Origin of the sequence: Nocardia sp. NPDC056611, from assembly GCF_042792755.1 — a bacterium.
In the GTDB taxonomy this organism is placed as follows: Bacteria; Actinomycetota; Actinomycetes; order Mycobacteriales; family Mycobacteriaceae; genus Nocardia.
Genome location: NZ_JBHTVV010000002.1, coordinates 1,271,442 through 1,295,403 on the forward strand (window position 1 = coordinate 1,271,442; position 23,962 = coordinate 1,295,403).

General features: G+C 69.7%; 24 protein-coding genes. 13 read left to right on the plus strand and 11 right to left on the minus strand.

Annotated features, from left to right (window positions below; translation table 11 throughout):
* Positions 1-107: 107 nt before the first annotated feature.
* From ACFRAQ_RS14515 to ACFRAQ_RS14540, 6 genes are all read right to left on the minus strand, one after another.
* Positions 108-716: a hypothetical protein gene (locus ACFRAQ_RS14515; protein WP_379099113.1), complete on the minus strand. Its 609-nt coding sequence runs from the start codon at positions 714-716 to the stop codon at positions 108-110.
* Positions 717-815: 99 nt separating this feature from the next.
* The gene (locus tag ACFRAQ_RS14520) at positions 816-2,150 is read right to left on the minus strand and encodes a pyridoxal-phosphate dependent enzyme (protein ID WP_379099116.1); all 1,335 of its coding nucleotides are present in this window, start codon (positions 2,148-2,150) and stop codon (positions 816-818) included.
* Positions 2,150-3,559, minus strand: a complete 1,410-nt coding sequence (locus ACFRAQ_RS14525; RefSeq protein WP_379099119.1) for a decarboxylase — start codon at positions 3,557-3,559, stop codon at positions 2,150-2,152. Before ACFRAQ_RS14525 ends, ACFRAQ_RS14520 begins: the two co-directional genes overlap by 1 nt.
* Positions 3,560-3,591: 32 nt before the next feature.
* The gene (locus tag ACFRAQ_RS14530; RefSeq protein WP_379099122.1) at positions 3,592-4,848 is read right to left on the minus strand and encodes a heavy-metal-associated domain-containing protein; all 1,257 of its coding nucleotides are present in this window, start codon (positions 4,846-4,848) and stop codon (positions 3,592-3,594) included.
* The gene (locus ACFRAQ_RS14535; protein ID WP_379099125.1) at positions 4,845-6,125 is read right to left on the minus strand and encodes an aminotransferase class V-fold PLP-dependent enzyme; all 1,281 of its coding nucleotides are present in this window, start codon (positions 6,123-6,125) and stop codon (positions 4,845-4,847) included. Before ACFRAQ_RS14535 ends, ACFRAQ_RS14530 begins: the two co-directional genes overlap by 4 nt.
* Positions 6,126-6,239: 114 nt before the next feature.
* Positions 6,240-6,782, minus strand: a complete 543-nt coding sequence (locus ACFRAQ_RS14540) for a DUF2599 domain-containing protein (protein WP_379099128.1) — start codon at positions 6,780-6,782, stop codon at positions 6,240-6,242.
* Between the two features lie 238 nt (positions 6,783-7,020).
* Here ACFRAQ_RS14540 and ACFRAQ_RS14545 point away from each other — a divergent pair, with 238 nt between their 5' ends.
* Positions 7,021-7,485 carry a hypothetical protein gene (locus ACFRAQ_RS14545; protein ID WP_357276788.1) on the plus strand — a complete coding sequence of 155 codons (465 nt, stop codon included), beginning with the start codon at positions 7,021-7,023 and terminating at the stop codon, positions 7,483-7,485.
* Between the two features lie 27 nt (positions 7,486-7,512).
* Positions 7,513-7,824: an EthD family reductase gene (locus ACFRAQ_RS14550; protein ID WP_379099132.1), complete on the plus strand. Its 312-nt coding sequence runs from the start codon at positions 7,513-7,515 to the stop codon at positions 7,822-7,824.
* A gap of 60 nt (positions 7,825-7,884) precedes the next feature.
* Here ACFRAQ_RS14550 and ACFRAQ_RS14555 read toward each other — a convergent pair whose 3' ends face one another.
* Complete coding sequence (locus ACFRAQ_RS14555) at positions 7,885-9,615, minus strand: GMC oxidoreductase (protein WP_379099135.1); 1,731 nt, start codon at positions 9,613-9,615, stop codon at positions 7,885-7,887.
* 102 nt (positions 9,616-9,717) lie between these two features.
* Between ACFRAQ_RS14555 and ACFRAQ_RS14560 the strand changes: the two genes are divergently transcribed.
* Positions 9,718-10,389: a MerR family transcriptional regulator gene (locus ACFRAQ_RS14560; protein WP_379099138.1), complete on the plus strand. Its 672-nt coding sequence runs from the start codon at positions 9,718-9,720 to the stop codon at positions 10,387-10,389.
* A gap of 17 nt (positions 10,390-10,406) precedes the next feature.
* Here the strand turns inward: ACFRAQ_RS14560 and ACFRAQ_RS14565 are convergent, their stop codons facing one another.
* From ACFRAQ_RS14565 to ACFRAQ_RS14575, 3 genes are all read right to left on the minus strand, one after another.
* A complete protein-coding gene (locus ACFRAQ_RS14565) occupies positions 10,407-11,765 on the minus strand; it encodes a family 1 glycosylhydrolase (RefSeq protein ID WP_379099141.1) in 1,359 nt (452 codons plus the stop codon).
* 334 nt (positions 11,766-12,099) lie between these two features.
* Positions 12,100-12,750 carry a hypothetical protein gene (locus ACFRAQ_RS14570; protein ID WP_379099144.1) on the minus strand — a complete coding sequence of 217 codons (651 nt, stop codon included), beginning with the start codon at positions 12,748-12,750 and terminating at the stop codon, positions 12,100-12,102.
* Positions 12,747-13,313, minus strand: a complete 567-nt coding sequence (locus tag ACFRAQ_RS14575; RefSeq protein ID WP_379099147.1) for a hypothetical protein — start codon at positions 13,311-13,313, stop codon at positions 12,747-12,749. Before ACFRAQ_RS14575 ends, ACFRAQ_RS14570 begins: the two co-directional genes overlap by 4 nt.
* Before the next feature lie 153 nt (positions 13,314-13,466).
* Here ACFRAQ_RS14575 and ACFRAQ_RS14580 point away from each other — a divergent pair, with 153 nt between their 5' ends.
* The 3 genes from ACFRAQ_RS14580 (at position 13,467) to ACFRAQ_RS14590 (ending at position 15,564) form a co-directional block, all read left to right on the plus strand.
* Positions 13,467-14,180: an RNA polymerase sigma factor gene (locus ACFRAQ_RS14580; protein ID WP_379099150.1), complete on the plus strand. Its 714-nt coding sequence runs from the start codon at positions 13,467-13,469 to the stop codon at positions 14,178-14,180.
* A 149-nt stretch (positions 14,181-14,329) separates the two neighbouring features.
* Positions 14,330-14,746, plus strand: coding sequence for a helix-turn-helix domain-containing protein (locus ACFRAQ_RS14585; RefSeq protein ID WP_379100266.1), 417 nt, complete (start codon positions 14,330-14,332; stop codon positions 14,744-14,746).
* A 74-nt stretch (positions 14,747-14,820) separates the two neighbouring features.
* Positions 14,821-15,564 carry an aquaporin gene (locus ACFRAQ_RS14590; protein WP_379099153.1) on the plus strand — a complete coding sequence of 248 codons (744 nt, stop codon included), beginning with the start codon at positions 14,821-14,823 and terminating at the stop codon, positions 15,562-15,564.
* 129 nt (positions 15,565-15,693) lie between these two features.
* Here ACFRAQ_RS14590 and ACFRAQ_RS14595 read toward each other — a convergent pair whose 3' ends face one another.
* Complete coding sequence (locus tag ACFRAQ_RS14595; RefSeq protein WP_379099156.1) at positions 15,694-16,440, minus strand: IclR family transcriptional regulator; 747 nt, start codon at positions 16,438-16,440, stop codon at positions 15,694-15,696.
* A 205-nt stretch (positions 16,441-16,645) separates the two neighbouring features.
* Between ACFRAQ_RS14595 and ACFRAQ_RS14600 the strand changes: the two genes are divergently transcribed.
* Genes ACFRAQ_RS14600 through ACFRAQ_RS14630 form a run of 7 tightly spaced genes read left to right on the plus strand, consistent with a single transcriptional unit; the run spans position 16,646 to position 23,646 of the window.
* Positions 16,646-17,683: an NrtA/SsuA/CpmA family ABC transporter substrate-binding protein gene (locus ACFRAQ_RS14600; protein WP_379099159.1), complete on the plus strand. Its 1,038-nt coding sequence runs from the start codon at positions 16,646-16,648 to the stop codon at positions 17,681-17,683.
* Position 17,684: 1 nt separating this feature from the next.
* The gene (locus tag ACFRAQ_RS14605; RefSeq protein ID WP_379099162.1) at positions 17,685-18,515 is read left to right on the plus strand and encodes an ABC transporter permease; all 831 of its coding nucleotides are present in this window, start codon (positions 17,685-17,687) and stop codon (positions 18,513-18,515) included.
* Positions 18,512-19,297, plus strand: coding sequence for an ABC transporter ATP-binding protein (locus ACFRAQ_RS14610; RefSeq protein ID WP_379099165.1), 786 nt, complete (start codon positions 18,512-18,514; stop codon positions 19,295-19,297). Before ACFRAQ_RS14605 ends, ACFRAQ_RS14610 begins: the two co-directional genes overlap by 4 nt.
* Entirely contained in the window at positions 19,294-20,319 is a 1,026-nt protein-coding gene (locus ACFRAQ_RS14615; protein ID WP_379099168.1) for an ABC transporter substrate-binding protein, read from the plus strand. The genes ACFRAQ_RS14610 and ACFRAQ_RS14615 overlap by 4 nt, the downstream gene beginning before the upstream one ends.
* Positions 20,316-21,503 (plus strand): LLM class flavin-dependent oxidoreductase, encoded by a 1,188-nt coding sequence (locus ACFRAQ_RS14620; protein WP_379099171.1) that lies wholly within the window; start codon positions 20,316-20,318, stop codon positions 21,501-21,503. Before ACFRAQ_RS14615 ends, ACFRAQ_RS14620 begins: the two co-directional genes overlap by 4 nt.
* A complete protein-coding gene (locus tag ACFRAQ_RS14625; RefSeq protein ID WP_379099173.1) occupies positions 21,500-22,711 on the plus strand; it encodes an LLM class flavin-dependent oxidoreductase in 1,212 nt (403 codons plus the stop codon). The genes ACFRAQ_RS14620 and ACFRAQ_RS14625 overlap by 4 nt, the downstream gene beginning before the upstream one ends.
* Positions 22,708-23,646, plus strand: a complete 939-nt coding sequence (locus ACFRAQ_RS14630; RefSeq protein WP_379099176.1) for an ABC transporter substrate-binding protein — start codon at positions 22,708-22,710, stop codon at positions 23,644-23,646. Before ACFRAQ_RS14625 ends, ACFRAQ_RS14630 begins: the two co-directional genes overlap by 4 nt.
* The last annotated feature ends 316 nt before the right edge of the window (positions 23,647-23,962 follow it).

Below are 23,962 nucleotides of genomic sequence, written 5' to 3' on the forward strand. Positions count from 1 at the left end.
CATAGCGTCCCGAAGCCGGAAGTGCAGAGTCCAGCAGCTCACCGTTCCCGCCGTATTCGCTTGCGGGGCGTGATGGCGGTGTTGCTCAACGGAATTCGCGAGTCGGATCAGGGGGTCTGTTTGACGCAGATCCAGGTTTCGCCGTCCTTGCGGGCCTCCACCTTCGGCGACTGGTACTGCCAAATGCACGCGATCTGCATGTCGATCGGAGCCTGGCACACCCAGGTGGTCTTGTCGATCACGGCCGGACGCACCTCGTTGCTCGTCGGGTACGTCGCCTTGCAGTAGCCGGGCATATCCCGGATACCGCCCTTGGCCACCTGTTCGGGGGTGAAGCACATACCGCTGTACGGGTCGTTCATCGAGAAGGACATGTGCAGACCGGTCTGCTTGTACTGCCAGTCGCACGCCTTGCCCAAATCGATGACCGCCTCACACGACTGGCCGTCGACCTGGCCGTACCCGTAGGACACGCAGTACTGCGCCAGATCCAGCCCGCCGATCGAGGTGGACGCGGGCACACTCGGCGCGGTCGAGGACTGGGTGCGATCACCGACGACGTTGACGATCAACGGGGTGATGATCACCGCGGCGGCCACCGCCACCACGATCACGGCCAGCGCCCACGCCGGTACGCGCCTCAGCAACGGTGCGAGCACCCGTTGGGAGAATGGGGTCCACAGTGGCGAGAAGAACTGCGAGAACTGTTCGAGCACGAGCGCCCCTTGTTCCATGCATGTGCGGCAGCACAGCAATCCTATCGCCCGGGTCGGGGTCGCCACAGCCGAAATTACTGGGGCTGCGGCATATTGGCGTCAACTGTGCCGGGGCGTGGATTCCATCGGTTTGCCCGCGTCGCGCCAAGCCGTGATGCCACCGGCCAGACTGTGCGCGTCGTACCCGGCCCGGCGGGCCAGCGCCGCGAACCGCAAGGACACCTCACCGACCGGGCAGACGAAGACCACCGGCCGTGACCGTGAGAACGGAACACCCTGGACGAGCATGTCGTCGAGTTGATCGTCGCGGATGTTCAACGCGCCCGGCACATGCGCGATCCGGTAGGCCATCGCGCCGCGGGTGTCGACGATGGTCGGGCGCGCGGTGCGATCGAGCTGCTCGAGCTCGTCGGGGGACAGGGCCGGAGTCGCGGCGAGTTCGGCCGCGTCCGGAGCCGGGGCCCGCCCGGGCTTGCCGAACAGGTCCGGGCGGCGCTTGCGGATATAGGACAGGTACGGCTCGAGCCGATCGCACACGATGATCACCGCGACCAGCGGATCCGCCTGCGCCGAAGGCGGTTCCACCGACCCCAGGAACTCCAGCGCCGCGGCATAGGTCGCCCCGCTCGTCGGCCCGGCGAGCACCCCGTGGCCGGTGGCCAGGGTCAGCGTGGCGTCGACCGCGCGCCCGGCCTCCACCGCCATGATGCGGTCGTAGAAGTCGGGCTGGAACAGGCCCACGTCCCACATCTCGGTCTCCGAGCGGATACCGGGGATGAAGTCGCCGCGTTCGGAGACCACCGCGACGGTCTTCAACTCCGGATTGTGTTTGCGCAGAAAGGTCGCCGTGCCGCGGGTGGACCCGGTGGTGCCCAGCCCGCCGATCAGATAGTCGACACGGGTGATGCCGTCGCGCGCCAGGTCCTCGTGGATCTCGCGCCCGGTCCCGTGATGGTGGGCCTCGATGTTCTTCTCGCTGGTGTACTGCGAGGGGTGGTACCAGGCGCCGGGTTCGCGGGCCATGGTCGATTCGATGACCGAGTACACGTCGTTGGGGGCCGTCGGATCCGGGCATTCCGACAAACCAGGCAATTCTTCGATATCGGTCCCCAACAGCTGCAACAGGTCTCGCACCTCGGCGACCTTGATCCGATTGGTGACCGCGCGTAACCCGATCCCGTGCAAGGCCGCCAGCACCCGCAACGCCTTGGCGGTATTGCCGCTCGACGCCTCGATCAAAGTCTGCTTCCCGGCGATGATCTCATCGAGGTCGTCGCGGATCATCCCCCACGCCACCCGATCCTTCACCGACCCGAACGGGTTGTAGAACTCGAGCTTCGCGTACAGCTCCACCCGCGCGAGCCCGTGCACGGCCGGATCCAGCCGCAACAGTGGGGTATTGCCGATCAGTTCGGTGATGTGGTCATAGCGCATCAGTGCACCTCGTGCCAATCAACGTCGCGGCACACCCGGAACATCCCGGATTCGCGCGACACCGCCAATTTCGGCGGCACCGGATGCATCGAGGCCCGTGCGGCCGACAGATCCATGTGGTAGGCGGCGGTATTGGGGAACACCACGAAATCCCCCGATTGTGGATACCGCGGTAGCCACACTTTGTGGTTGGTGATCAGATCCCGTTCCAGGCACAGCCGCCCGGCCAGGAACACGCCCGCCGCATCGGGATTCGGGACGCCCGGGACGGAAACCGGCTCGTCAGCGCCGGTTCGGGCGGGGAGGAGGATCGGGTCGACCATCACCTCCTGATCGGCCGGGGTGACGGTGTCGCGGCTCAGATCGAGATTGACCAGGGTCGACCCGTCGGCGGTCCGCTTCACGAATTCCACCCGCGCCACGGTGATTCCGGCGTGGTCGACCAGCGCCTTGCCCGGCTCCAGCCAGATGTCGAGGAGGTTCTCCCCAGCCACCTGTGCAAAACTGCGCCCGCCCTGCGCTTCCAGGCCCGTATCCAGGAGATCGGCGAGCATGAGGTCGGCATCCACAATGTTGGCGTATTTGTGAAAAACTGGTGTCCCGTGCACCGCGCCGTCCTCGACGTGGAACCCGAAAGTGTTGGCGCCCCAGGCCATCTGCTCGCCACGGCCCACCAGTGATTCGCGCAGCGCGTGCACGTATGCATCGAATGCGCCCGCGTCCGCGGTGAACACCTGCCGGAAGCCGCCCCCGATATTCAGCACCGTCGGCGTCAATCCGTACCCGTAGGCCCGCTCGGTCAACTCCAGGCAGCTCTCCACCGCCCGGACCCGTTCGGCCGGTTCGCCCGAATCCAGGTGAAACGCGAACCCGCGGAACTCGATCCGATCCCGCCGGGACGACAGCAGCTCCAGCAGCTGGTCGCTCTCGGTCAACGGCACTCCGAATCGACTCACCGGCGTCCCCGGGAATCCGCACATTCGCACCAAAACCGGCACGGGGATATCCGCCAGTGCCGCAATGCGTTCCAGTTCCCACAGATTGTCGACATTGATGGTCACCCCGGTGCCCACCAGTGCGCGCAACAGCCCCTCGCCCTTGGGGCCGGTGACCTCGATGCGGTCGGGTTCGAACCCGGCCTTCAACGCCCCCAGCAGCTCGGCCTCCGAGGCCACGTCGATACCGATGCCCGCCGCGCGCGCGGCGGCCACGAACGCGCGCGACTGATTCACCTTGTGCGCGTAGCAGATCCGGAACCCCGCCCCGCGCGCCCTCAGAACCGCCCGCAACCGCTCCACGTTCTCCGCGAATACCTGCGGAAACACCAGATGCGCGGGGGATCCGAACTCGGTGACCGCGTCCCGGACCGCGCCCGGCGTGTCCAGGAATTCCGACACCAGCGCATGCATCTTCGCCGGCAACCCCGGCGGCGCCGCAGCCGTCATACGGCGGTTTCGCTGGTCGCCGGCGTGACCAGGGTCGGGTTGTAGCCGCTGTCGCGCAGCGCCTCGAAAGCGCGATGCCGGTTGCGCGGACTGCGGAACTCCGCGACCACCCGCTTGCTGACCAGATCGATATCGCCGACCCCGATGCCCATCGCGTCCAGCACCCCGCCGATGGTGCGCACGCAATGCTTGCACGTCATGTCCGGGACATAGAACACCTGGTCCTCGGCGGCGAGTTCACCGGTCTCCGACCCTGTTTCGGCCGCCACCTCGGCCACCGTGATCCGGTCGACGATATGGGTGAACACCTCGGTGAACCGGTCGACGACCAGCGGCAGGATGCTGTAGTGCGCGCCGTCGAGTTGATGCGGCATGGCGGCCAGGCAGGCCGGGCGGGTGCCCGGCGGCAGCAGCGCGTACTGGCGCGAGATCAGATCCAGCTCGTCGTGATACTTGGCGATCGCCTCGCTCACGCTCAATCCCTCGGCGTTGGTGGCCCGGCGCATGACCCGGTGCGCGTCCTCGATGGTCATGTCCTTCATGGCGCGCAGTGTCGCCACCGTCTCCGCCGAATACCGTACGGTCCCATCGGGTTGGGTGGTCAGGGTGACCGCGATCATGCCGCGCCGGTAGCTCGAGGCCTGCAACTCCCAGAACCAGCGCGTCGCCACCGCCGCGTAGATGCCCGAATCCCGCATGCCGACCGCGAATTCGGCCGGGGTGCGATACGGCGTCTCCCGCGCCAGCAGCGCGTGCTGGGCCAGCGCCCGCCCCGCCGCCTCGATGCCCACCCGGAAGATCTCGTGCGGCGCGTGATCGGTGGTGGTGCCGTCGAGCACCGCCTGCTCGCGCGGGCCGAGCTTGGCCATCCGCTGGGCCAGTGCGGGATCGGCGTCGAGGGCGTGCCACAGCGCCAGCACCGTCTCGCGCATGGCGATCGGCACGACCGGGCCCAGCCCGCCGGTACGGAAATGCCCGGTATTGGGGATGCCGTCGCTGTCCGTCCAGGTGATGCGGTGGGTCGCGCTGGTCACCTGGTCGGCGCGGCACGGGCGCATGAACCGTTCCAGATACAGCCGTTGCGACAGCGTCAGATGCGAGCCGGACTCCGAAGCCAGCGGCGTGCAGGTGTATTCGACGCGACGCGGAGGCGGCGGCACCGGGGCCGCGCCCAATCCGGGCCGGGCCAGTCCGGCCAGCACCCGGGAGGCGGCGCGGCGGTCGTAGCGGGGTTCGGGGCCTGACTTGGTCACGAGACCTCCTCGGCAATCGTGGCGACACACTCGGTGAACCGGTCGATCTCGTCGACGGTGGTATAGACGTGCGTGCTCACCCGCACCGAATCCTCATCGGCCGCCGCGCCGGCGGTGGGGACGCAGTGCGCACCGGTACGGACCAGGAAGCCCAGCTCGCTGAGCACGAACCCCAGGTCGGTGGCGCTGATCCCGGCGACCGTGAAAGACACGATCCCGTACCCGGTTTCGCACGGCGCGTACGCGGGGCCGGGCGTGAACTCGAGCCCGGTGATCGGGCGCAGACCCGCGATCAACCGCTGCGTGAGGGCCCGATTGTGGGCGGTGATCGCGTCGAGTCCCAGCTCGCCCAGCACATCGAGGGCCGCGCCGAGGGCGAGGATCCCGGGCAGATTGTGGGTGCCGCCCTCCAACAGTTGCGGCATCGCCCCACTCACCAGGCCCGAATCGTCCAGTGACACTCCCGAATTGCCACCCGGCAGAAACGGCAGCAGTTCACTGTGTCGGCGGCGGTGGCAATAGAGCACGCCCGTCCCCGGGGCTCCGAACATCTTGTGCGCGGCGAACACCGCGAAATCGGCGCCCAGCTCCGCCATCCGCACCGGCACATGTCCGCCGGACTGACTGCAGTCGAAGCACAGCGCGATCCGCGGATCGATGCGCCCGCGCAACTCTTCCAGGGTGGTGAGTCCGCCGAAGACATGGTGCAGATGCGCCACGGTGATCATCCGCGTGCGCGGCGTGATCCGCGCCGCCACATCCTCGACATCGGCCTCACCGAGCTCGTTCACCCGGTAGGGCACCAGCTCGATGCGCCGCCCGAACCGGGCCAGCAGGCCGCGCAGATGCTGCCACGGATACACATTGGAGGCGTGATCGCGTGGGCTGTAGAGGATCTCGTCGCCGTCGCGCAGATTCGCCAGCCCCCACGACAGCGCCACCGCGTTCAGCCCGGCCGTGGCGCCGCCGGTGAAGACAACCTCATCCGGTGCGGCCCCGATGAATTCGGCCATCGCCGCGCGCACGGCGGCCACCTCGGTGGTCAGCGCGCCGGCCCACGCATAGGTGCCGCGCCCGGCATTGGCGGTGCGTTCGCGGTGATAGCGCTGCACCGCGTCGATCACCGGTCGTGGTTTCTGGGTGGTGGAGGCGGAATCGAGGTAAACCTCGGTGGCCTGGGTCAGCGCCGGGAACAGCGCGCGCACGCCGGGGTGCGCCGGTCCCCGGGCGGCGGCGGGCGGCGTGGGCGTAGAGGTCTCGGGTGCCGAGGCGCGCACCATTGCCCTCCCTCCCAGGAGTGAGCGCTGGACGTCACCCACGATACGCACATTTGGCGATCGGCTCGAAGGTTCTGGCGGGCAACCGGTTTCGTTACCGCATCGAACAACCGATCAGCGTTCGGGACCGCCCGGATTGCACAGCGCCGAGACCGTCGCGTCGTACCCGACCGCGGGCCGCCACGGCTCGATGTTCCAGCTGGTCTTGTCCGGCGCGACCGCGCGCGCCCACTCCCAGTGGCATCGGAACTGGTCGTACATGCCGGGGGAGTCCGCGTCGGGAGCCAGCGCCAGCACCTCGCCCCAGGCGCGATCCCCGGCCGTCGGGAACAGGTCGACGCGCCCGGCGCGGGTCGGAAAGATCTTCAACCGGCGTCCGTCGATCTCGTCGGTCCACTCGGTGTGATCGATGAGCGCCTGATCGGCCATCGGGTCCACCGTCGGCGTCGCCGCGCTCGAGATCGCGGTCGCGGTCGTGGGGGCCACCGCACTCGCGGTGGGCACCGGCTGTACGGGTGCGACGGTCGCCGAGATCGGCCCCAGCGAACTGACCACCACCGGCGGCGAGTTCTCGGCCGCGCCGCAACCGGTCAGTACCAGTGCCAGCGCGAGCACGGGCGGGCCACCCGCGAGTTTCCAGCGCCGCCGCATGGGCATACGCCCCTTTCATTCGATTCGTCCGGCCGGGATCCGAAACTACCAGCGACAATCGCGCACACGCGGAACACGCAGGGCAGCCCCGGACTTCGGTGCTCCGGTTTTGCCCGCGCTGGTGTATTGGCCCAGACAGCCCCTACGATGTCACGCGCGGGGCGGTTCGTGAAAGAGGGGACCGTCCGGCACCCTTGGTACCGGATGGTTGCTGACTGGTAGGGGAACGATGAATGCCGCGAACGTGAAACTGCTTGTGTGGGAGTGCGACAACACGCTCTGGGATGGGGTGGTGTGCGACTCCACCGCCGGAGCGCTGCGCGCCGAGGCCGCGCGCTCACTGCGCATCCTCAGCGAGCGCGGCGTCATGCACGCGGTCGCCTCCCGCGGGGAATGGGCCTGGACGGTCGAGCAGCTGCGCCGCCACGGCGTCGCCGACCGCTTCGCCGCCGTCGAGGTCGGCTGGGGCCGCAAGTCCGCCGCCATCGCCCGTATCGCCGAAACCCTCGGCGTGGGCCTGGGCCAGGTCGGCTACATCGACGCCGAACCCCTCGAGCGCAGCGAGGTCGCCCACGCCCTGCCCCAGGTCCGTTGCTACGCCGCCCGCCACGTCGACGTCCTCGCCGCTCTCCAGGAATTCCGCGCTCCCCTCGGCGACGTCCCGCCCCCGACCTCCCCGATGGGCATCTCCCACATCCACGCCCACTGAGCCGGACCGCCCCGTAGCCTCGGTGCGATGTACCGACTCTCGATCCTCTACGGACATCCGCAGGATCCGGCAGCTTTCGACGAGTACTACTGGAACATCCATATCCCGATCGCTCGGGAGATGACCGGCCTGAAGAAGTGGACCATCGGCCACGGTGAGAGCGTCGATCCCAGCCAACCTTCGCCCTACTACCTGGTCGTGGGCCTCTACGCCGATTCGCGTGCCGAGCTCGAGGCGGTCCTGGCCAGTCCGCAGGGGCAGGCGGCGGTCGCCGATGTCCCCAACTTCGCCACCGGCGGTGTCACTTTCGTCTACAGCCACGAGCGGGACCTGATCTGATGTCGACACGAGTAGGGCCCCGGCCGTCGATCGGCCGGGGCCCTACTCGTGTGCGGGTGGTCAGGCCGGCGTGGATTCGGAGCTGCCGCCCCGGATTTCGACGATCGGCAGCACCAGGGCCGCGGGGGCGGAAGCGGGGACCATCGGCTTCGACGGTGCGACGGGTGCGATGCGGGCATAGCCTGCGGACTGGTCGGGGCGGGTGTCGGCCTGGCCCTTGTTGGGCCACATGGCCGCGGCGCGCTCCGCCTGGGCGGTGATGGTCAGCGACGGGTTCACACCCAGGTTGGCCGAGACCGCGGCGCCGTCGACGACCGAGAGCGTGGGGTAGCCGTAGACGCGGTGGTAGGCGTCGATGACACCGTGGTCGGCGTCCGCGCCGATGGCCGCGCCGCCCAGGAAGTGGGCGGTCAGCGGGATATTGAAGACTTCGCCCCAGGTGCCGCCCGCGACACCGCCGATGGTGTCGGCGACCTTGCGGGTGACCTCGTTGCCGGCCGGGATCCAGGTCGGATTCGGTTCGCCGTGGCCCTGTTTGGAGGTGAGCTTGCGCCCGAACAGCCCGCGCTTGGTGTAGGTGGTGATGGAGTTGTCCAGATGCTGCATGACCAGCGAGATGATGGTGCGCTCACTCCAGTTCTTCACCGACATGAACTGCAGCAGCATCAGCGGGTGCCGCAGCACGATGCCCAGGAAGCGCAGCCAGCGCGGGATGCTGCCGCCGCCGTCGACCATGAGCGTCTGCAGCAGGCCCATCGAGTTGGAGCCCTTGCCGTAGCGGACCGGCTCGATGTGCGTGTCGGGGGTCGGGTGGATGGAGGAGGTGATGGCCACGCCGCGGGTGTAGTCGACATCCGGGTTCACCTTGCGGGTGGCCGCGCCGAGGATGGATTCGGAGTTGGTGCGGGTCAGCAGGCCCAGCCGCGGCGACAGCTGCGGCAGGACGCCCTTGTCGCGCATGGCGAACAGCAGCTGCTGGGTGCCGCGGGTGCCGGCGGCCAGCACCACGTGCTTGGCCGTGTAGGTCTTGGGCTGCTTGCGGAACCACGCGCCGGTGCGTTCGGTCTCCACGTCCCAGGTGCCGTCGGGCAGCGGGCGTACGGTGGTGACCGTGGTCATCGGGAACACCTGCGCGCCACCCTTTTCCGCCAGGTACAGGTAGTTCTTGACCAGGGTGTTCTTGGCGTTGTGGCGGCAGCCGGTCATGCACTCGCCGCATTCGATGCAGCCGGTGCGCTCGGGGCCCGCGCCGCCGAAGTACGGGTCGGGCACGGTCTTGCCCGCCTCGCCGAAGAACACCCCGACCGGGGTCTGCACGAAGGTGTCGCCGACGCCCATGTCCACGGCGACCTGCTTGAACACCTCGTCCGCGGGAGTCATGTGCGGGTTGGTGACGACGCCGAGCATCTTGCGGGCCTGCTCGTAGTAGGGCATCAGCTCGTCGTGCCAGTCGGTGATCTCGCGCCACTGCGGGTCGGCGAAGAACGGGGCCGGGGGCACGTAGAGGGTGTTGGCGTAGTTGAGGGAGCCGCCGCCCACGCCCGCGCCGGCCAGGATCAGCACATCGCGCAGCGGGTGGATGCGCTGGATGCCGAAGCAGCCCAGCTTCGGGGCCCACAGGAACTTGCGCAGGTCCCAGCTGGTGTCGGGGAGTTGGTCGTCGGTGAAGCGCTGACCCGCCTCGAGCACGCCGACCGAGTAGCCCTTCTCGGTGAGGCGCAGTGCGCTGACACTGCCGCCGAAGCCGGACCCGACGATGAGCACGTCGAAATCGGTGTCGCGTTGGGTCATGAGGACTCCCTTGTCGTCGTCGACAGTGTGGCGGCGGTTACGCTAATGCGGACAGTTGTGGCTGTCAACGTCGGGCCGGGTTGCGGTATCTATGCTGTTCGCGTGGACCGATACAGCCGCTTGCAACTCGCCGAACTCAGCGGTGTCGCTGCCCGCACCATCCGCTACTACCACTCGGTCGGCGTGCTGCCCAAGCCCGGGCGCGCGGGCAAGGAAGCCGTCTACGGTCCCGACCACCTGGAGCGACTGCGGGCCATCACCGCCATGCAGGCGCGCGGGTTGCGCCTGGACGCGATCCGCGAGGTGTTCGAAGCCGAGGTCCCCGGCGACGGCGACTGGCGGGAGGTCTTCGATCCGCGCTACAGCGGCGACATCGACACCGGCACCGTCCTCGACGACGACGCCCTGACCGAGTTGCTCGGTGATCGCCGCCCCGAGATCCTCGACGACCTGCTGTCGGAGGGCTACCTCCAACCGCTCGGCACCCGCTGGCGGGTGCCCGAACCGGCCATGCTCACCGGCGCGCTGATCCTCTACGACGTGGGCACCGACATCGCGTTGTCGGGCGTGCTGCGCAAGCTGATCCGCACCCACATCGCCACCTTGGCCGACGAGATGATCCGGGTGGTGCGCGAGGCCTCGGGCCGGGAGTACACCGGCGAGGGCATCGATCTGGACCTGGATCGATTCCGGGACCGGTTCCTCGCCACGGCCCGCGAGGTCGGCGGCGCCACCCTGGCCGAGGAGATCGAACGCGCGGTCCGCCAACGCTGACGCGCGCCGCGCCCGGATCAGGGTGCGGGGACCGCGGTGGGGACGGTGACGGGGTTCTCGCAGCTGGCCGGGGGATCGACCAGCTGGCAGTCGGACGGGAACCGCACCGGCTCGTAGCCCGAGGGCACCCCGCCCGCGGTGATGATCTGCCGGTAGGTGTCGACCGCGTCGGTGGGTTTGCGGGTCAGGCTCGGATCGGTCTGCACGTCCACGGTGTAGAGGCCGAAACGCGGTGCGAACGAACCCCACTCGTAGTTGTCGGTGAGGCTCCAGTAGTTGTAGCCGATCAGGTTCATGCCGTCGGCCTTGGCGCGCTGCAGCCAGTACACGGTGTCGCGCAGATGATCGGAGCGGGTGTAGCCGTCGGCGCGCGGCTTGCCGTTCTCGGTGGGCATGCCGTTCTCGACCACCCACAGGGGCTTGCCGGGGAACATCCGCGAATAGTGTTGCAGCGCATAGTAGATGCCCTCGGGGCGGATCGGGAGATCCCACATCCCGGCGGGCGGCGCGACCGACCCGTCCGGCATATTGACCGTATTGGCCTTGGGCGGCTCGTAGCCGAAGTAGTAGTCCACGCCGATGAAGTCGAGCTTGTCGCCGATGCGTTCCATGAGCGGCCCGTTGACCTCCGCCTCGGCCCCGGCCACATAGCCGACATTGCTGGTGACCAGCGCCTTGGGCTGCACCTGGTGGATGTAGTCGTAGATCTCGTTGTGTGCCTGGGCGACCCGGTCGAGCATCTGGTCGGCGTCGGTGTCGTTCTGGCGTACCTCGTGCATGATGTAGGCGACCGGCTCGTTGACCGTCACCCAGACCGGATTGCGGGAGGTGTAGCGGTCGACCACTTTGCGGGCATTGGCCAGCCAGTCGCCCACCATGGCGTCGTCGTTCCAGCCGCCGCGTTCGGCGGCCCAGCCCGGGTACACCCAATGGTCCAGCGTGAGCATGGGTTCCATGCCGTTGGCCACGATGTCGTCGATGACGCGGTCGTAGAAGGCGAAGCCCTCCTCGTCCCACACCCCCGGTTCGGGCTGGAGGCGCGCCCATTCAATGCCGATGCGGAACACCTTCGAGCCCAGGCCCGCCGCCAGCGCGATGTCGGTCTGGTAGCGGGAGCGGAAGTCGATGGAGTTGCGGTAGCGGTCCCAGTCGGGATTGCCGTCGATGTAGTGCATCCAGTTGCTGTCGGGGGCGTGCCCCTCGGACTGGAAGCCGGACGCGGCCACGCCCCACAGGAAGTCCGGGCCCAGTCCGCCGTGGGTGCCCGGGGTCGCGGGCGGCAGTGCGGGAGTCGCGTGGGCGGTTGTGGCCACCGGCAGCAGCGTCGCGGCGGCGGCGAGCCCAGCTAGGACTAGTCGGTGCAGGCGACGGCGCATCGGGGCTCCTTCTCCGGGACGCCTGGTCGGAATGTCCCATTCGGAGCGTAGCTGTCTATTAGCTGAATTCCGGGGCAGCGAGGGGCGTGTCGCGGGGACCGGTGCGGCCTGCTCACCCGCCGATCAGCGCCGGATTTCCGGACCGGAAAACCCTTGCGCGCACCTCACCTGCTGCGATGGCGGTCCCGTTGATGATCTCGGTGTCGAGCCGTCCTCATGCCGCCTACCGTTCGTGCTGTACCGGCCTGTGGCCCAAGCGGTTCCAGGAGGGGGAGTCACAGTCCTGTGCAACCACCCGGCGTCGTTTTGGCGAGGCAGCGTCACCGGGTCGGCATCAGTGCGCGACCCGCGCTCGCACAATGCGGGGTTCGACCGAATAGTCCTGTCCGGCCGAGACTTCGAGATAGCGAGAGGCCAGCGTGTCGGCGCTCAGGTCCTCCTGCACCACCCACCCCGTGTCGCGCACCGCCCGGGCCACGCCGGTGACGCCCGCGCGAGGCACCTCGAGCACGATCTCCGCGCCGCCCGGGCAACCGGCGAGTAGCCGCAGCACCGTCGCGGTCGTCTCGGGACAGGCGGGGCCGCTCCCGGGATCGGTGTCCGCGGCGGCGTGGCCCGAATCGCGGCGGTACGGGTCGTCGAGCCGAATGGCGAACACCGGGTCCCCGGGCTCGAATCCGGGTGCGAATCGGACGAATTCCGCGATCTGCCTCGCCGCGGCCGGGTCGCCGGGCGCGGAATCCCCTGATCGCCGCACGATTCCGCCCTCACGCTCGGTGACCCGGATGACGCGCACGTCACGGTACGGATTGTGGGCGATGAAAGTGTCCAGGGCAGTGCCGAACACGAGGACCTGACGTGTACCCGCCGACACCGCGTCGGCGAGCCGGTCCTCGGCATAGCGCTGCCGGGCCGCCGCGAGCAGTCGGCGGCTCCGACCACCGGGTGGGTGCGGGACCTCGCGGCCCGCGGCGGCGGCTCTCATGCGCCCGGCTCGTCGTCGCGCGGCTCGGGTCCCGGCGCGGTGCCCGGACCGTGCGGACCGGGGCCGCGATGACCGTGCGGTCCGTGGTGCCCGGGTCCGGCGAACGGACGTCCCGGTGCTGGCGGTATGCCGGGCCCCTTCGGCCATTCGGGCATGCCTGGCATGGAAGGCATCTGGGGCATCGAGGGCAAGGGCGGAATGCCCGGCATGGGCGGAATGGCGGGAACCGGCGGAATCGGCGGCGTGGCGTGCAGTGGCGGAATCGGGATCCCGGTGCCGGCTCCGCCGAAGCGCTGGAACGCGGCTTGACGTGAGGTGCCGAAGATTTCGCCGATCTCGGCCCAGGTCCGCCCTTCGTCGCGGGCCTGCCGCACCAGCGACCGCAGCACATCGTCGACGACACCGTCGAGACTGCGTGCGGCCCGCAGCGCGGCCATCACCGAGGGCGGCGGAACGCCCTGGCCGGGGCGCAATACCTCGACCACGACATCGGCATTGGTGGACAACAGTTTTGCCAGGATCGCTCGCTCGTCGGCGGGATCCCGGTGCGGGGAATCACTCATATGTAAATGCTGCCTTGACGCGAATTCTGCTGTCAAGGAACGATTTACACACCCCGCTTACTGAGCATTAGCTGAAAGAAATGCGCTTTGTTTGCCGCCCCTATAACGTGTTCGTCAGCGATCTGGAGGTGCAGGGCGGAGGACACCTGAAACATGACCGACCCAGAGAGATGCGCGGCCGAACACGAGCTGTTCGAGCTGGTTCGCAAGGCCGGATTCGAGGGACCGGCCTGGAAGCTGTTGGCGGACAGTTTGGTTCGCCACGCATTGGCCGTCCTGGGGCCGTGGGTACGCAGCGGCTGGATTTTCGCGGTCGCCGAACGCGAGGGGATGCCCTTGCGTCCGACCGCGCAGGAGCGGCTGTTGGTGGAGACCCGCTTCGCCGAGGACTTCGTGCGCGAGACCATCACCCGCGCCCTCGAACGCTTTCGCCGCGCCGCCCGTGACGGCGACGGCTGGGACGCCGACGGCGCACAGAGTCTGGGCGGCTACTTCCTCGGCGCGTGTGTCCGCGCCTTCGTCGAGCACTTCCGCCGCAGCCGCCGCGGCGGAGATCTCTACCGGTACCAGCCCGCGTCCACGGTGGCGGTGGTGAGCCAGGACGGCCCCGAGCTGTCGGAGGTCCTGGCCGCCGCCGAGGACATCGCCGGATCCGTCGTCTCCCGCCTGGCGTTCCGCAGCCGTCTGGAGGGCCTGAGCGAGCGAGACCGTGCGCTCGCCTGGGGCAAAGCGATGGGATTGAGCGCGAGCGAGATCGCGCAGCTCTTCGCGTTCCCGTCGGTCCCGGCCGTCGAAGTGCGCTGGGCCGGACTACGCAGCGACCATGATTGGATGACCGGCCTCGACGGCCAGGAGGTGGCCGAATGAGCCCCGATCACGCCCCCGACCCGATGCTCCGCATCGCCGACCTGCTCGAACGCTCCTCACTCAATGACCCCGCCCTGGACCGCCTCTACACCCGCATCCCGCATCGCACCCCGACGCGGCACGGCACGCCCGCCCCGATCCCGTCGGCCGTGACCGGTTTCGCGGCCCGGCTCAACGAGCTCTTCGACGCCATGCCCGCGCCCGGCGGACGCCCGCACACCAACTCCGCGGTCGCCACCCAGCTCACCGCCTGGGGCCACCCCATCTCCAAGCCCTACCTGAGCCAGCTGCGCTCGGGTGCGCGCACCAACCCCTCCCGCGAGACCATCGCCGCCCTGGCCCGCTACTTCCGGGTCCGCCCCGACCATTTCGCCACCGCCGCCCACCCCGTCCCGCGCGGCCACGACCTGGACCTGCTCGCCCGCCTGCAATTCCCCGGCCTGCGCGGGCTCGCCATCGCGGCCGTCGATCTGAGCGAGGAATCCCAGCACCTGCTCATCACCATGGCCGAGCGACTGCGCCTCACCGAGGGCCTGCCGGAGGTGGGCGCGGGCGGCCTGGAATAGCCCGGCGGCGGTATATACGAAATATCTTGTGCCGAGCCCGGCTTCGGAAACCGCTGGTCTGGCACTGTGACCGGGTGCCGAACCCCGAACCGCCCGTCCTCGCCGCTGACCGCGCCATCCCCGACGCGGGCCCGCTGCCGCTCGGGCGTCGAGCGGTGGCCGAGTTCTCCGGTACCGCCGCCCTCGCCGCCGTCGTGATCGGTTCGGGCATCGCGGCCGACCAGCTCTCACCCGGCGACCTCGGCCTGCGGCTGCTCGAGAACTCGACCGCCAGCGCGCTGGGGCTGGCCGTGCTCATCCTGATCTTCGGCCCGATCTCGGGCGCGCACCTCAATCCGGTGGTGTCGCTGGCGGATTGGCTGGGCGGCCGGCGCGACCGCCGGGGACTGTCCACCCGGGCGTTCGGCGTCTATGTCGCCGCGCAATGCTCCGGCGCGATTGTCGGTGCGCTGCTGGCCAACGCCATGTTCGACCGGCCTCCGCTGCAACTGGCGACCCAGCAGCGTGTGACCGGCGGCCACCTGCTCGGCGAGATCATCGCCGCCGCCGGATTGGTCGCGATCGGCTTCGCCGCCGCCCGGCTCGGACGCGGAGTCGGCGCCGCGGCCGTGGCCGCCTACCTCGGCTCGGCCATCTGGTTCACCAGCTCGGGGTCATTCGCGAATCCCGCGCTCACCCTGGGGCGCATGCTGTCGGATTCGTTCACCGGCATCGCCCCGTCCTCGGTGCCCGCGTTCACCGCGGCCCAGATCCTCGGCGGCCTGGCCGGTTCCAGCCTGATCACTCTGCTGTATCGCCCGGCCGTCCGCGGCGTCTAGGCCACACGCGCGGTCGAGGGACCGCGAACGTTCGCATGCCGTCCATGCTGTCAGTCCGGCGTCACCGCCGCCAACCGGGATCGATGAAATCCCTTGGCGGCCGGATGGTTCGGGGGAACGGGACCTGGGTCAGGCGGTGGTGAAGCGGGTCGCGATGTCGGTCGCGGTGATCTTGGCCAGGTCGACCAGGAACGGCAGCCGCTCGGGAATCATCAGTGTGGTGGGTCCGCGCAGGCCCAGCGCGAAGCGGTACGGGGCGGTGGGGGTGAGGATCGGAACGGCCAGGGTGCGGAAGCCGGGGTCGAGTTCCTCGTCGTTGTAGGCGTAGCCGCGTTCCCGGGTGCGGGTGAGCTCGGCACGGAGTTCGGCGGGAGTCGACACCGACCGGTCGGTGCCCTCGTCGTAGGGGAGCGTCGCGAGTTCGGCGTCGGTGGCCTCGTTCCAGGCCAGCAGCGTCTTGCCGAGGGCGCTGGCGTGCAAGGGCAGCCGGACGCCTTGGAGGCGGTGGCCGTCGGTGTCACGCCAGCGGCTGGTGGCCAGCAGCACAGCGTGAATGCTGTGCCGGATGGCGAGCGAGGCGCTCGCGCCGGTGGTGGCGGCGAGCTGTTCGAGAGCGGGCTCAGCCAGGTAGATGCGGTGCTGGCGATAGGCGATCTGACCGTATTCGGCCAGCGCCCCACCCATGCGGTAGCGGCCCGAATCCGCTGTCTTGTCCAGGAATCCGGCCTGTACCAGCGCGGTGAGCAGCCGATGGGCGGTGCTGACCGCCAGCCCCTGCTGCCGGGCGACCTCCGAGACGCCGCGTTCCTGCCCGTCGCGGAAACAGTCGAGCACCGACAGGGCACGAGCGACGGTCTGCACTCCGGAACCTTCCACGGTGGGGACCGTAGCACAGGACCGGTAGGCAACCGGCGCATCGCTTTCCATTATTTGGAAAGCTGGAGGGGAACGGCCCTAACGGGTTCGGGCGATCTCTGTCAACCCTTCCGATCCTCGGAAAGCATTACCTCGCCTCGCCCCGCCGGAATCCCTACTGTCCCGAGGCATCGTTGGACAGTTCCGAACGGAAGAGGTGCCCTCCATGTACCGCACGCGCCGGCCACGCCGTTGGCGTCACGCCCTGATCCTGGCTCCCGTCGTCGCCCTGGTCGCCGCGTGCGGCTCCGGCTCCACCACGGCCGCGCCGGGCGAGATCGTGCTCAAGGTCGTCGATCCGGGCAATGCCGGACCGCTCGCGGTCGGCAAACGCGAGGGCCTGTTCGACACAGCGCTCGCCCCCTTGCACGCCCGCGTCGAATGGGTCACCACGACACCGGGTTTCAGCTCCATGCTCAAACTGTTCAACACCAAGGAACTCGACGTCTCCGACGCCGCCTTCAGCCCGGTGGTCGGGGCCCTGTCCAAGGACGTGGCCGTGCGCATCGTCTCGGTGTCGGATCCGGCGGGCAAGGACCAGAGCGGCATCCTGGCGGCGCCCGGGTCGGGCATCAGATCAGTCGCGGACCTGGTCGGCAAGCGGGTCGCGGTGAATCCGGCCGGCAAGGGCGAGTACATCCTGCTGCAGGCCCTCGCCCAGGCCGGCGTCCCCGCCGACAAGGTGACCCGGGTTCCCTTGCAGCAGAAGGACGCGGCCTCCGCCTTCGCCACCGGCAAGGTCGACGCTTGGGCCTCGTTCCTGGTGCCCTACCAGGAGGCCAAGGCCAACGGTGGCGTCGAGATCGCCACCGAACAGTCCATCGGCTCCAAGGACAACACCGTCTTCGTCTTCCGCACCGAGGTCGCCGACCAGCACCCCGAGATCGCGGCCGCTTTCCTGCGGACGGTGCAGCAGCTCGCGACTCGGCAGCGCGCCAATCCCGCCGAGTTCCAGAACGTGTTCGATCAGTCCGGTCCGCGCGCGCTGAGCGGTCCCCGGCTGGCCGACGCGATCCGTGTCGGCGGAGAGGCCACCGCGCCGCATCTGCCCACCGCCTCCGATGCCGCGGATCTGGCCGCCATCGTGAAGCTGTTCCGCGACAACGGCGTCATCAACCGCGACGTCACCGCCGCCGACATCTTCTACGACCTGAAGTCGAAACTCACCCCGGAGCAGTCGGCCGGGTTGCAGCAGGGCCGCTGACATGGACGCGACCGCCGCAGCCCGGGCAGGTTTGGCGCCGCCCCGGGACCGGACCGAACATGCCAGGCCCGCATGGGTTTCCGTGCCGCTCCGGTTCGTGCTGCCGGCGCTGATCATCGCGGCGTGGTGGATCGCGGCCGGGACCGGGGCATTGTCGCCGCAGGTACTGGCCGGACCGCCCAAGGTGTGGTCGGCATTGCTCGAACTGGCCCGCAGCGGTCAGTTGGTGGACTTCGCACTGGCGTCCTTCACCCGCGCCGCGATCGGCGTCGCGCTGGGGGTGAGCGCGGGACTGGTGCTGGGTCTGGTGGCCGGATTGTCCAGCCTCGGTGAGGAACTGGTGGACTCGACCCTGCAGATCGTGCGCGCGGTGCCGTTCCTGGCTCTGGTTCCGCTGTTCATCGCCTGGTTCGGTATCGACGAGCTGTACAAGGTGGCGCTCATCGCGGTGGCCACGGTCGCGCCGATGTACGCCTACACCTATCTGGGCGTCCGCAATGTCGATCGCAGGCTGATCGAGGCCGCGCGCGGGTTCGGGCTCAGCGGTGTGCGGCTGGTGCTCGAGGTGATCCTGCCCGCCGCGCTGCCGGGGGTGCTGATGGCGCTGCGCGTGTGCCTGTCCATCAGCATCACCGGTCTCATCGCCGCCGAACAGGTCGGCACCACCGAGGGCGTCGGCTACCTGGTCACCCTCGCCCAGGAGTACAACCGCACCGACTACATGGTGCTGTGTGTGGTGCTCTACGCCCTGCTGGGCTTGATCTTCGACGCCGCGGTGCGGCTGGTCGAGCGCGTCGCCATGCCGTGGCGCGGTCAGGCGGCGCTGCGATGACCGCCATCGACCACACTCCGGCCCGTACCGGTGTCTCCGGGCCCGAGACGGCCGCCCCGCTGGCGGTCTCGATCACCGGGTTGCGGAAGTCGTTCGGCGACAAGGTGATTCTCGACGGCGTCGACCTCACCATCCGGCGCGGCGAGTTCGTGGCGCTGCTGGGCCCCAGCGGCACCGGCAAGACCACCCTGCTGCGGCTGCTCACCGGACTCGAACAGCCCGACGCCGGACAGGTGCTGGTCCCGCCCGCCCGCACCACCGTCTACCAGGAGCCCCGGCTGGTCCCCTCCAAACGGGTGCTCGCCAATGTGACCATCGGGCAGCGGCGTTCCCGCGCCACCCGCGACGCCGGACTACGCGCCCTGGCCGAGGTGCACCTGGACGGCAAGGCCCGCCAATGGCCCGCCACCCTGTCCGGCGGTGAGGCCCAGCGCGCGGCCCTGGCCCGCGCCCTGGTCCGTGAACCCGACCTGCTGTTGCTCGACGAACCCTTCGCCGCACTCGACGCCCTCACCCGGCTGCGGATGCAGGACCTGGTGGGCGATCTGGTGGCCCGGCACCGCCCGGCCGTGCTCATGGTCACCCATGACGTCGACGAGGCCGTACGCCTGGCCGACCGCGTGCTCATCCTCGACCGCGGCCGCTTCGCCGTCGACCAGGCCATCGAGCTGCCCCACCCACGCGACCACACCGACCCGGCGGCGCTGCGCTACCGGTCCGCGTTCCTCGCCCAGCTCGGTGTCGGCAGCGCCGACCCCGAAAACCCCAGGAGCACACCATGACCGACACCCTCTGGTACACCCGCTGCCCCGTGCCCACGGCCAGCGGCCTCGCCCACAGCCTCGGCTGGCTCGGCGACACCGCCGCGCGCAACGGCCTGGCCTTCGGAGTGCTGCAGGACGCGGGCCCCGAACTCGCCGTCCGCCACTTCGACCACACCCTGCCGGGGCTGATCCGGGAGGGCGGCAACGTCCCGGCCCTGGCCGCCCGGGCCCAGGGTTCACCGACCCGCCTGATCGGACTGACCTGGATCGACGAGGCGCAAGCCATTGTGGTCGGCCCGAATTCGCCGGTCACCTCCGCCGCCGAGCTGGCCGGGGTGCGCGTCGGCATCCCGGCGTGGGCCCGCGATCAGGCGCGCAGCTTCCCGCGTGCCATGGCCCTGCACGGGTTCGCCAACGCCCTGCGCCCGGCCGGACTCACCCTCGCCGACGTCCGGATCGTCGAGCTCGGCGTGGAACCGAATCCGCAGGTGCGCACCGAGATCCAGCACCGCGAGCGCGCCCTGACCTGGGGCGTCGCCGAACTGCTCGACGGCACGGTTGACGCCGTCTACATCAAGGGCGCGCACGCGCAGGAGGTCGCGAAGGAACACGGCCTGCGGGTCGCGGTCGATCTCGACGTCTCCGCCACCCGGGCCCTGCGCGTCAACAACGGCACGCCCCGGCCCCTGACCGTGCACCAGGAGCTGCTCGACACCCGCCCGGAGGCGGTGATCGGCTTCCTCGCGCAAACCCTGCGCGCCGCCGACTGGGCGACCACCGACCACGACGCGGCCGCCGAAGTGCTGCAACGCGAAACCCTGTCCGGCCCGGCCGGTGTCATCGCCGCCTACGGCACGGACTTCACCGTCGGCCTGCATCCGAGCCTGTCGCCCGACCGTGTCGAACTGCTGGCGGTGCAGAAGCAGTTCCTCTACGCCCACGGCTTCCTGGCCGCCGACTTCGACCTCGACTCGTGGCTGGCGCCCGAACCGCTCGAGCAGGCGCGTGCGCTGGTGGCCGCCGGACAGGTGGCGGCATGACCGAGTACCTGTGGCGGCTGCCCAGCCGCGGTGACGGCCGCCGGGCCCACCCCGAACAGCGGCATCGCGGTCGCGGCAGGGCTCCGATCCCCGCCGCCGACGTGGGGGCGAATGCCTCGCGGGCGCAGGGGAATCCCGTGAGCCCGCGGGGAACCGGCGATCGACCGACCGCGGCCGGTCCCGGATACGGCGATGTCACCGATGTCCGGCCGGGGCGGTTCGGCCCCTTCGACGACCTGCATCAGATCGTGCACGCGGCGGAACTGTCCGGACTGGATGGGATTCTCGCGCCCTACGACCCGGCGGGGGAGGAATCCTGGATCGTCGCCGCCGGGGCGCTGCGCGCCACCCGGCACGCGCGGGTCGTCGTCGAGTTCCATCCCGGATTCGGGACACCGGTGTACGCCGCGAAGATCTCGGCCTCCCTGCAACGGTTCTCGGCGGGCAGGCTGGCCTGGCGGCTCGCGGTCGACACCGACCCGGTGGACGCGCGGCGGCGCGGCGACCGAGTCGAGGGCGACGCCCGGTATGCGCGAGCCGCGGAATTCCTCACCGTCGCACGCGGTGTCTGGAACGAGTCCGCGGTGGCGCCCGCGGGTTTCACCGGCACCGGATTCGACTTCGCGGGCGAGCATTACGACGTCGTCAACGGTGGATTCCGCGGCATCCTCTCCGGCCTGCCGTTCCCCGTCGTCCACCTGAGCGGTAACTCGACGGCGGCCTTGGACCTCTCGGCGCGGCACGCCGACGTGCACACCCTCACCGAGACCCCCGACGGAATCGAACCGGTCCTCACCGAACTGCGCGCGCGAGCAGCGGCAGCCGGACGCACCGTGCGCGCCGGCGTCGAGGTGCCGGTCATCGCCCGCGCCACCGAGGCCGAGGCCTGGGCCCGGGTCGAGAGGCAGTGGCGCGAACTGTATCCCGGCGCCACCGGCGCCACGGCCCGGCGCCTGGGCGAGCAGCGCTGGGCAGGCTTCGCCCACCTGGGCTATCCGCAGGACATCGGCCTGGTCGGCAGCTACGACCAGGTGGCGCGGCGGCTGCGCGACTACGCGGCCGCCGGGGTCGACACCGTGGTGCTCTCGGGTCACCCGCACCTCGAGGAGGTTCATCGCGCCGGTGAACACCTGTTGTTCCGGGCCGACCCGGCCGGGCGCACCCTGAAGGAGGCCACGGCATGACCATCGACATCTATTGGCGCATCGGCATGGAAGGCGATCACGCCTCCCTGCGCACCCCGCGCCGCTACAACCGCGGCCATGCCGGCGGCTACGGTCCCGGCAATATCGCCCCGGCCGTCCGTGGCGGCGAGCTCGACGGCTACAGCTATCTCGATCACGCCGCGGCCGTGGCGCGCGCCTCGGAGTCGGCCGGATTCCTCGGCGGGCTGCTGCCCTCGTTCCCGATCACCGAGGACCCGTGGGCGGTGGCCGCGGCACTGGCCCGCGAAACCACCACCTACCGCTTCATGGTCGCCTTCCAGCCCGGCTTCCTGCACCCCGTGCAGGCCGCGCGCATGTCGGCGAGCCTGCAGCGCGCCACCGGCGGACGGCTGGTCTACAACATCATCAGCGGCGGCGGGGGACCGGCCCAACTGTGGTGGGGCGACAAGGTTTCCCACGACGACCGCTATGCGCGCACCAGCGAGTTCCTCGATGTCCTGCGCGGGGTCTGGGACGGCGAACCGTTCGACCACGCGGGCCGCTTCTTCCACACCGAGGGCGCGGCCCTGCCGCCCGCCCTGGCCGGGCAGACCTTCCCCGAGGTGTACTTCTCCGGCTCCTCGCCCGCCGCCGTGCAGGCCGCCGGATGCCACGCCGACTACTACCTGTCCTGGCTCGAGCCCTTCGCCGACCTGCGCGCCAAATTCGACGGCGTCCGCGCCCACGCCGAACGGACCGGCCGCACACCCAAGTTCGCCGTCCGCATCGACATCGTCGCCCGCGACACCGAGGAGGCCGCCTGGGCCGAGATCGAGCAGGGCTGGGCGTTCGTCGACCGCGCCGCCGCCAACCGGGCCGCCCAGGGCGATTCGGTGGGCGCGGCCCGAATCCAGGGCTGGGTGCCCGAAACCATCACCGGCTACCGGGACCTCGAGGTGCAACCGAATGTGTGGTGCGGCTTCAGCCTGATCCGCGGCGGGCCCGCGTTCGGGCTGGTCGGCAGCTACGAGCAGGTCGCCCAGCGCCTGGACGAACTCGTCGATCTGGGCGTCGACGCCTTCATTCTGGCCGGGAACCCACATCTGGAGGAGGCCTATCGCGTCGGCGAGGAAGTGCTGCCGCTGCTGGGCCGCTCCCGTCTCACCCGCCCGGCGGCCGCACCGCCATCGAACCCGGCCGTCCCGGCCGCATCCCCGAAAACCCGAATTCACCAGGAGATCTCATGAGCATCCGCGTGGGCTACTTCCCGCACAACAACTCGCTGTTCGTGCTGCGGCACCGCGGCATCCTCGAACGCGCTCTGCCCGATGTGGAATGGGTCGACCTGCGCGAACTGCCCCGGCCCGCGCCGGTCGACGTGAAATCGGCGCTGCCGTCCCAGCATTCGGACTGGTTGTTCGACGAGCGCGGCTACGACTTCATCGGCACCGGTTTCACCCCGCCGATCACCGCCCTGGCCCACGGCCGCGACATCGTCTACGTCGGCATCTCCGGTCCGCGCGTCGAGAACGGTCGCCTGGTGACCCTGGCGGGCAGCGGCATCGAGACCGCCGCCGACCTGAGGGGCAAGCGCGTCGGGATCGCGCACGGATCCTGGCAGACCACGCTGCTGTTGTTCGCCCTGGACCGCGCCGGGCTCGGCTGGGCCGACATCGAACCCGTCGACACCGACGTGCACGACGGCGGAAACCTGCTGCGTCGCGGCGAACTCGACGCCTGGGTCGGCGCCTATCCGGGTCTGGCCGCCGTGGAGGCGGCCGTCGACCTGCATACGATCGTCGACACCGAATCGGTCTTCAGTCACCCGTCGCTGTGGTTCACCCGCCGCGACTTCGCCGAACAACACCGCCCGGAACTGGAAGCGATCGTCGCCGCCCTGCGGGAATCCGACGCGTGGATCGTCGAGCATCCGCGCGAGGCCGCGCGGTATTTCGTGGACGACATCCAGGCGCGCGGCGGGGACGCCGACCTGGACGCGTGGGAAGCCGCCCTGCGCGGCCGGCCGTTCGGCATCGGCCCGGTGAGTCCGGAGTTTCTCGCCGAACAGCAGCATGCCGCGGATCTGCTCGCCGCCAACGGCCTGCTGCCGCGCCGGATCGAGGTCGGTGACGCGGTGCTGGAGTGGATCGGCGACGCGACCGGCGCTCCGGCCCGTGCGTAGGTGATCGCGGGGTGGCTTCGAGCGGAGGTCGAAATCGGTTCCCCCTCGAAGCCACCCGCTGCGGGCGCGGGGGAGTAGCTGGGCCGCTGGACCCCTCTCGGGGCTGCGCGACCGGTGATCGAAGCCCGGTGTCGGCACGTCGGGCCACGACCTCGGAAGAAATGGTCGGACGTCCATATTGTGGCGCTCGGACCTCGGGTTCGAACCCGCTCGGCGGGGAGGTCCAACGCAGCGAGCCCTCGGCCTGCAAGAGTGCGCTGAAATGCGATGAGCTGCATGGACTCCGGTCGGCGGTTTGCTCGGAGATACCGAAAGG

What these genes read in the sequence shown, in the direction of transcription:
- ACFRAQ_RS14520 (WP_379099116.1), bottom strand. Translation starts at nt 2,150, where the DNA reads ATGCGCTATGACCACATCACCGAACTGATCGGCAATACCCCACTGTTG.
- ACFRAQ_RS14525 (WP_379099119.1), bottom strand. Translation starts at nt 3,559, where the DNA reads ATGCATGCGCTGGTGTCGGAATTCCTGGACACGCCGGGCGCGGTCCGG.
- ACFRAQ_RS14540 (WP_379099128.1), bottom strand. Translation starts at nt 6,782, where the DNA reads ATGCCCATGCGGCGGCGCTGGAAACTCGCGGGTGGCCCGCCCGTGCTC.
- ACFRAQ_RS14550 (WP_379099132.1), top strand. Translation starts at nt 7,513, where the DNA reads ATGTACCGACTCTCGATCCTCTACGGACATCCGCAGGATCCGGCAGCT.
- ACFRAQ_RS14555 (WP_379099135.1), bottom strand. Translation starts at nt 9,615, where the DNA reads ATGACCCAACGCGACACCGATTTCGACGTGCTCATCGTCGGGTCCGGC.
- ACFRAQ_RS14565 (WP_379099141.1), bottom strand. Translation starts at nt 11,765, where the DNA reads ATGCGCCGTCGCCTGCACCGACTAGTCCTAGCTGGGCTCGCCGCCGCC.
- ACFRAQ_RS14570 (WP_379099144.1), bottom strand. Translation starts at nt 12,750, where the DNA reads ATGAGAGCCGCCGCCGCGGGCCGCGAGGTCCCGCACCCACCCGGTGGT.
- ACFRAQ_RS14575 (WP_379099147.1), bottom strand. Translation starts at nt 13,313, where the DNA reads ATGAGTGATTCCCCGCACCGGGATCCCGCCGACGAGCGAGCGATCCTG.
- ACFRAQ_RS14580 (WP_379099150.1), top strand. Translation starts at nt 13,467, where the DNA reads ATGACCGACCCAGAGAGATGCGCGGCCGAACACGAGCTGTTCGAGCTG.
- ACFRAQ_RS14600 (WP_379099159.1), top strand. Translation starts at nt 16,646, where the DNA reads ATGTACCGCACGCGCCGGCCACGCCGTTGGCGTCACGCCCTGATCCTG.
- ACFRAQ_RS14605 (WP_379099162.1), top strand. Translation starts at nt 17,685, where the DNA reads ATGGACGCGACCGCCGCAGCCCGGGCAGGTTTGGCGCCGCCCCGGGAC.
- ACFRAQ_RS14610 (WP_379099165.1), top strand. Translation starts at nt 18,512, where the DNA reads ATGACCGCCATCGACCACACTCCGGCCCGTACCGGTGTCTCCGGGCCC.
- ACFRAQ_RS14615 (WP_379099168.1), top strand. Translation starts at nt 19,294, where the DNA reads ATGACCGACACCCTCTGGTACACCCGCTGCCCCGTGCCCACGGCCAGC.
- ACFRAQ_RS14620 (WP_379099171.1), top strand. Translation starts at nt 20,316, where the DNA reads ATGACCGAGTACCTGTGGCGGCTGCCCAGCCGCGGTGACGGCCGCCGG.
- ACFRAQ_RS14625 (WP_379099173.1), top strand. Translation starts at nt 21,500, where the DNA reads ATGACCATCGACATCTATTGGCGCATCGGCATGGAAGGCGATCACGCC.
- ACFRAQ_RS14630 (WP_379099176.1), top strand. Translation starts at nt 22,708, where the DNA reads ATGAGCATCCGCGTGGGCTACTTCCCGCACAACAACTCGCTGTTCGTG.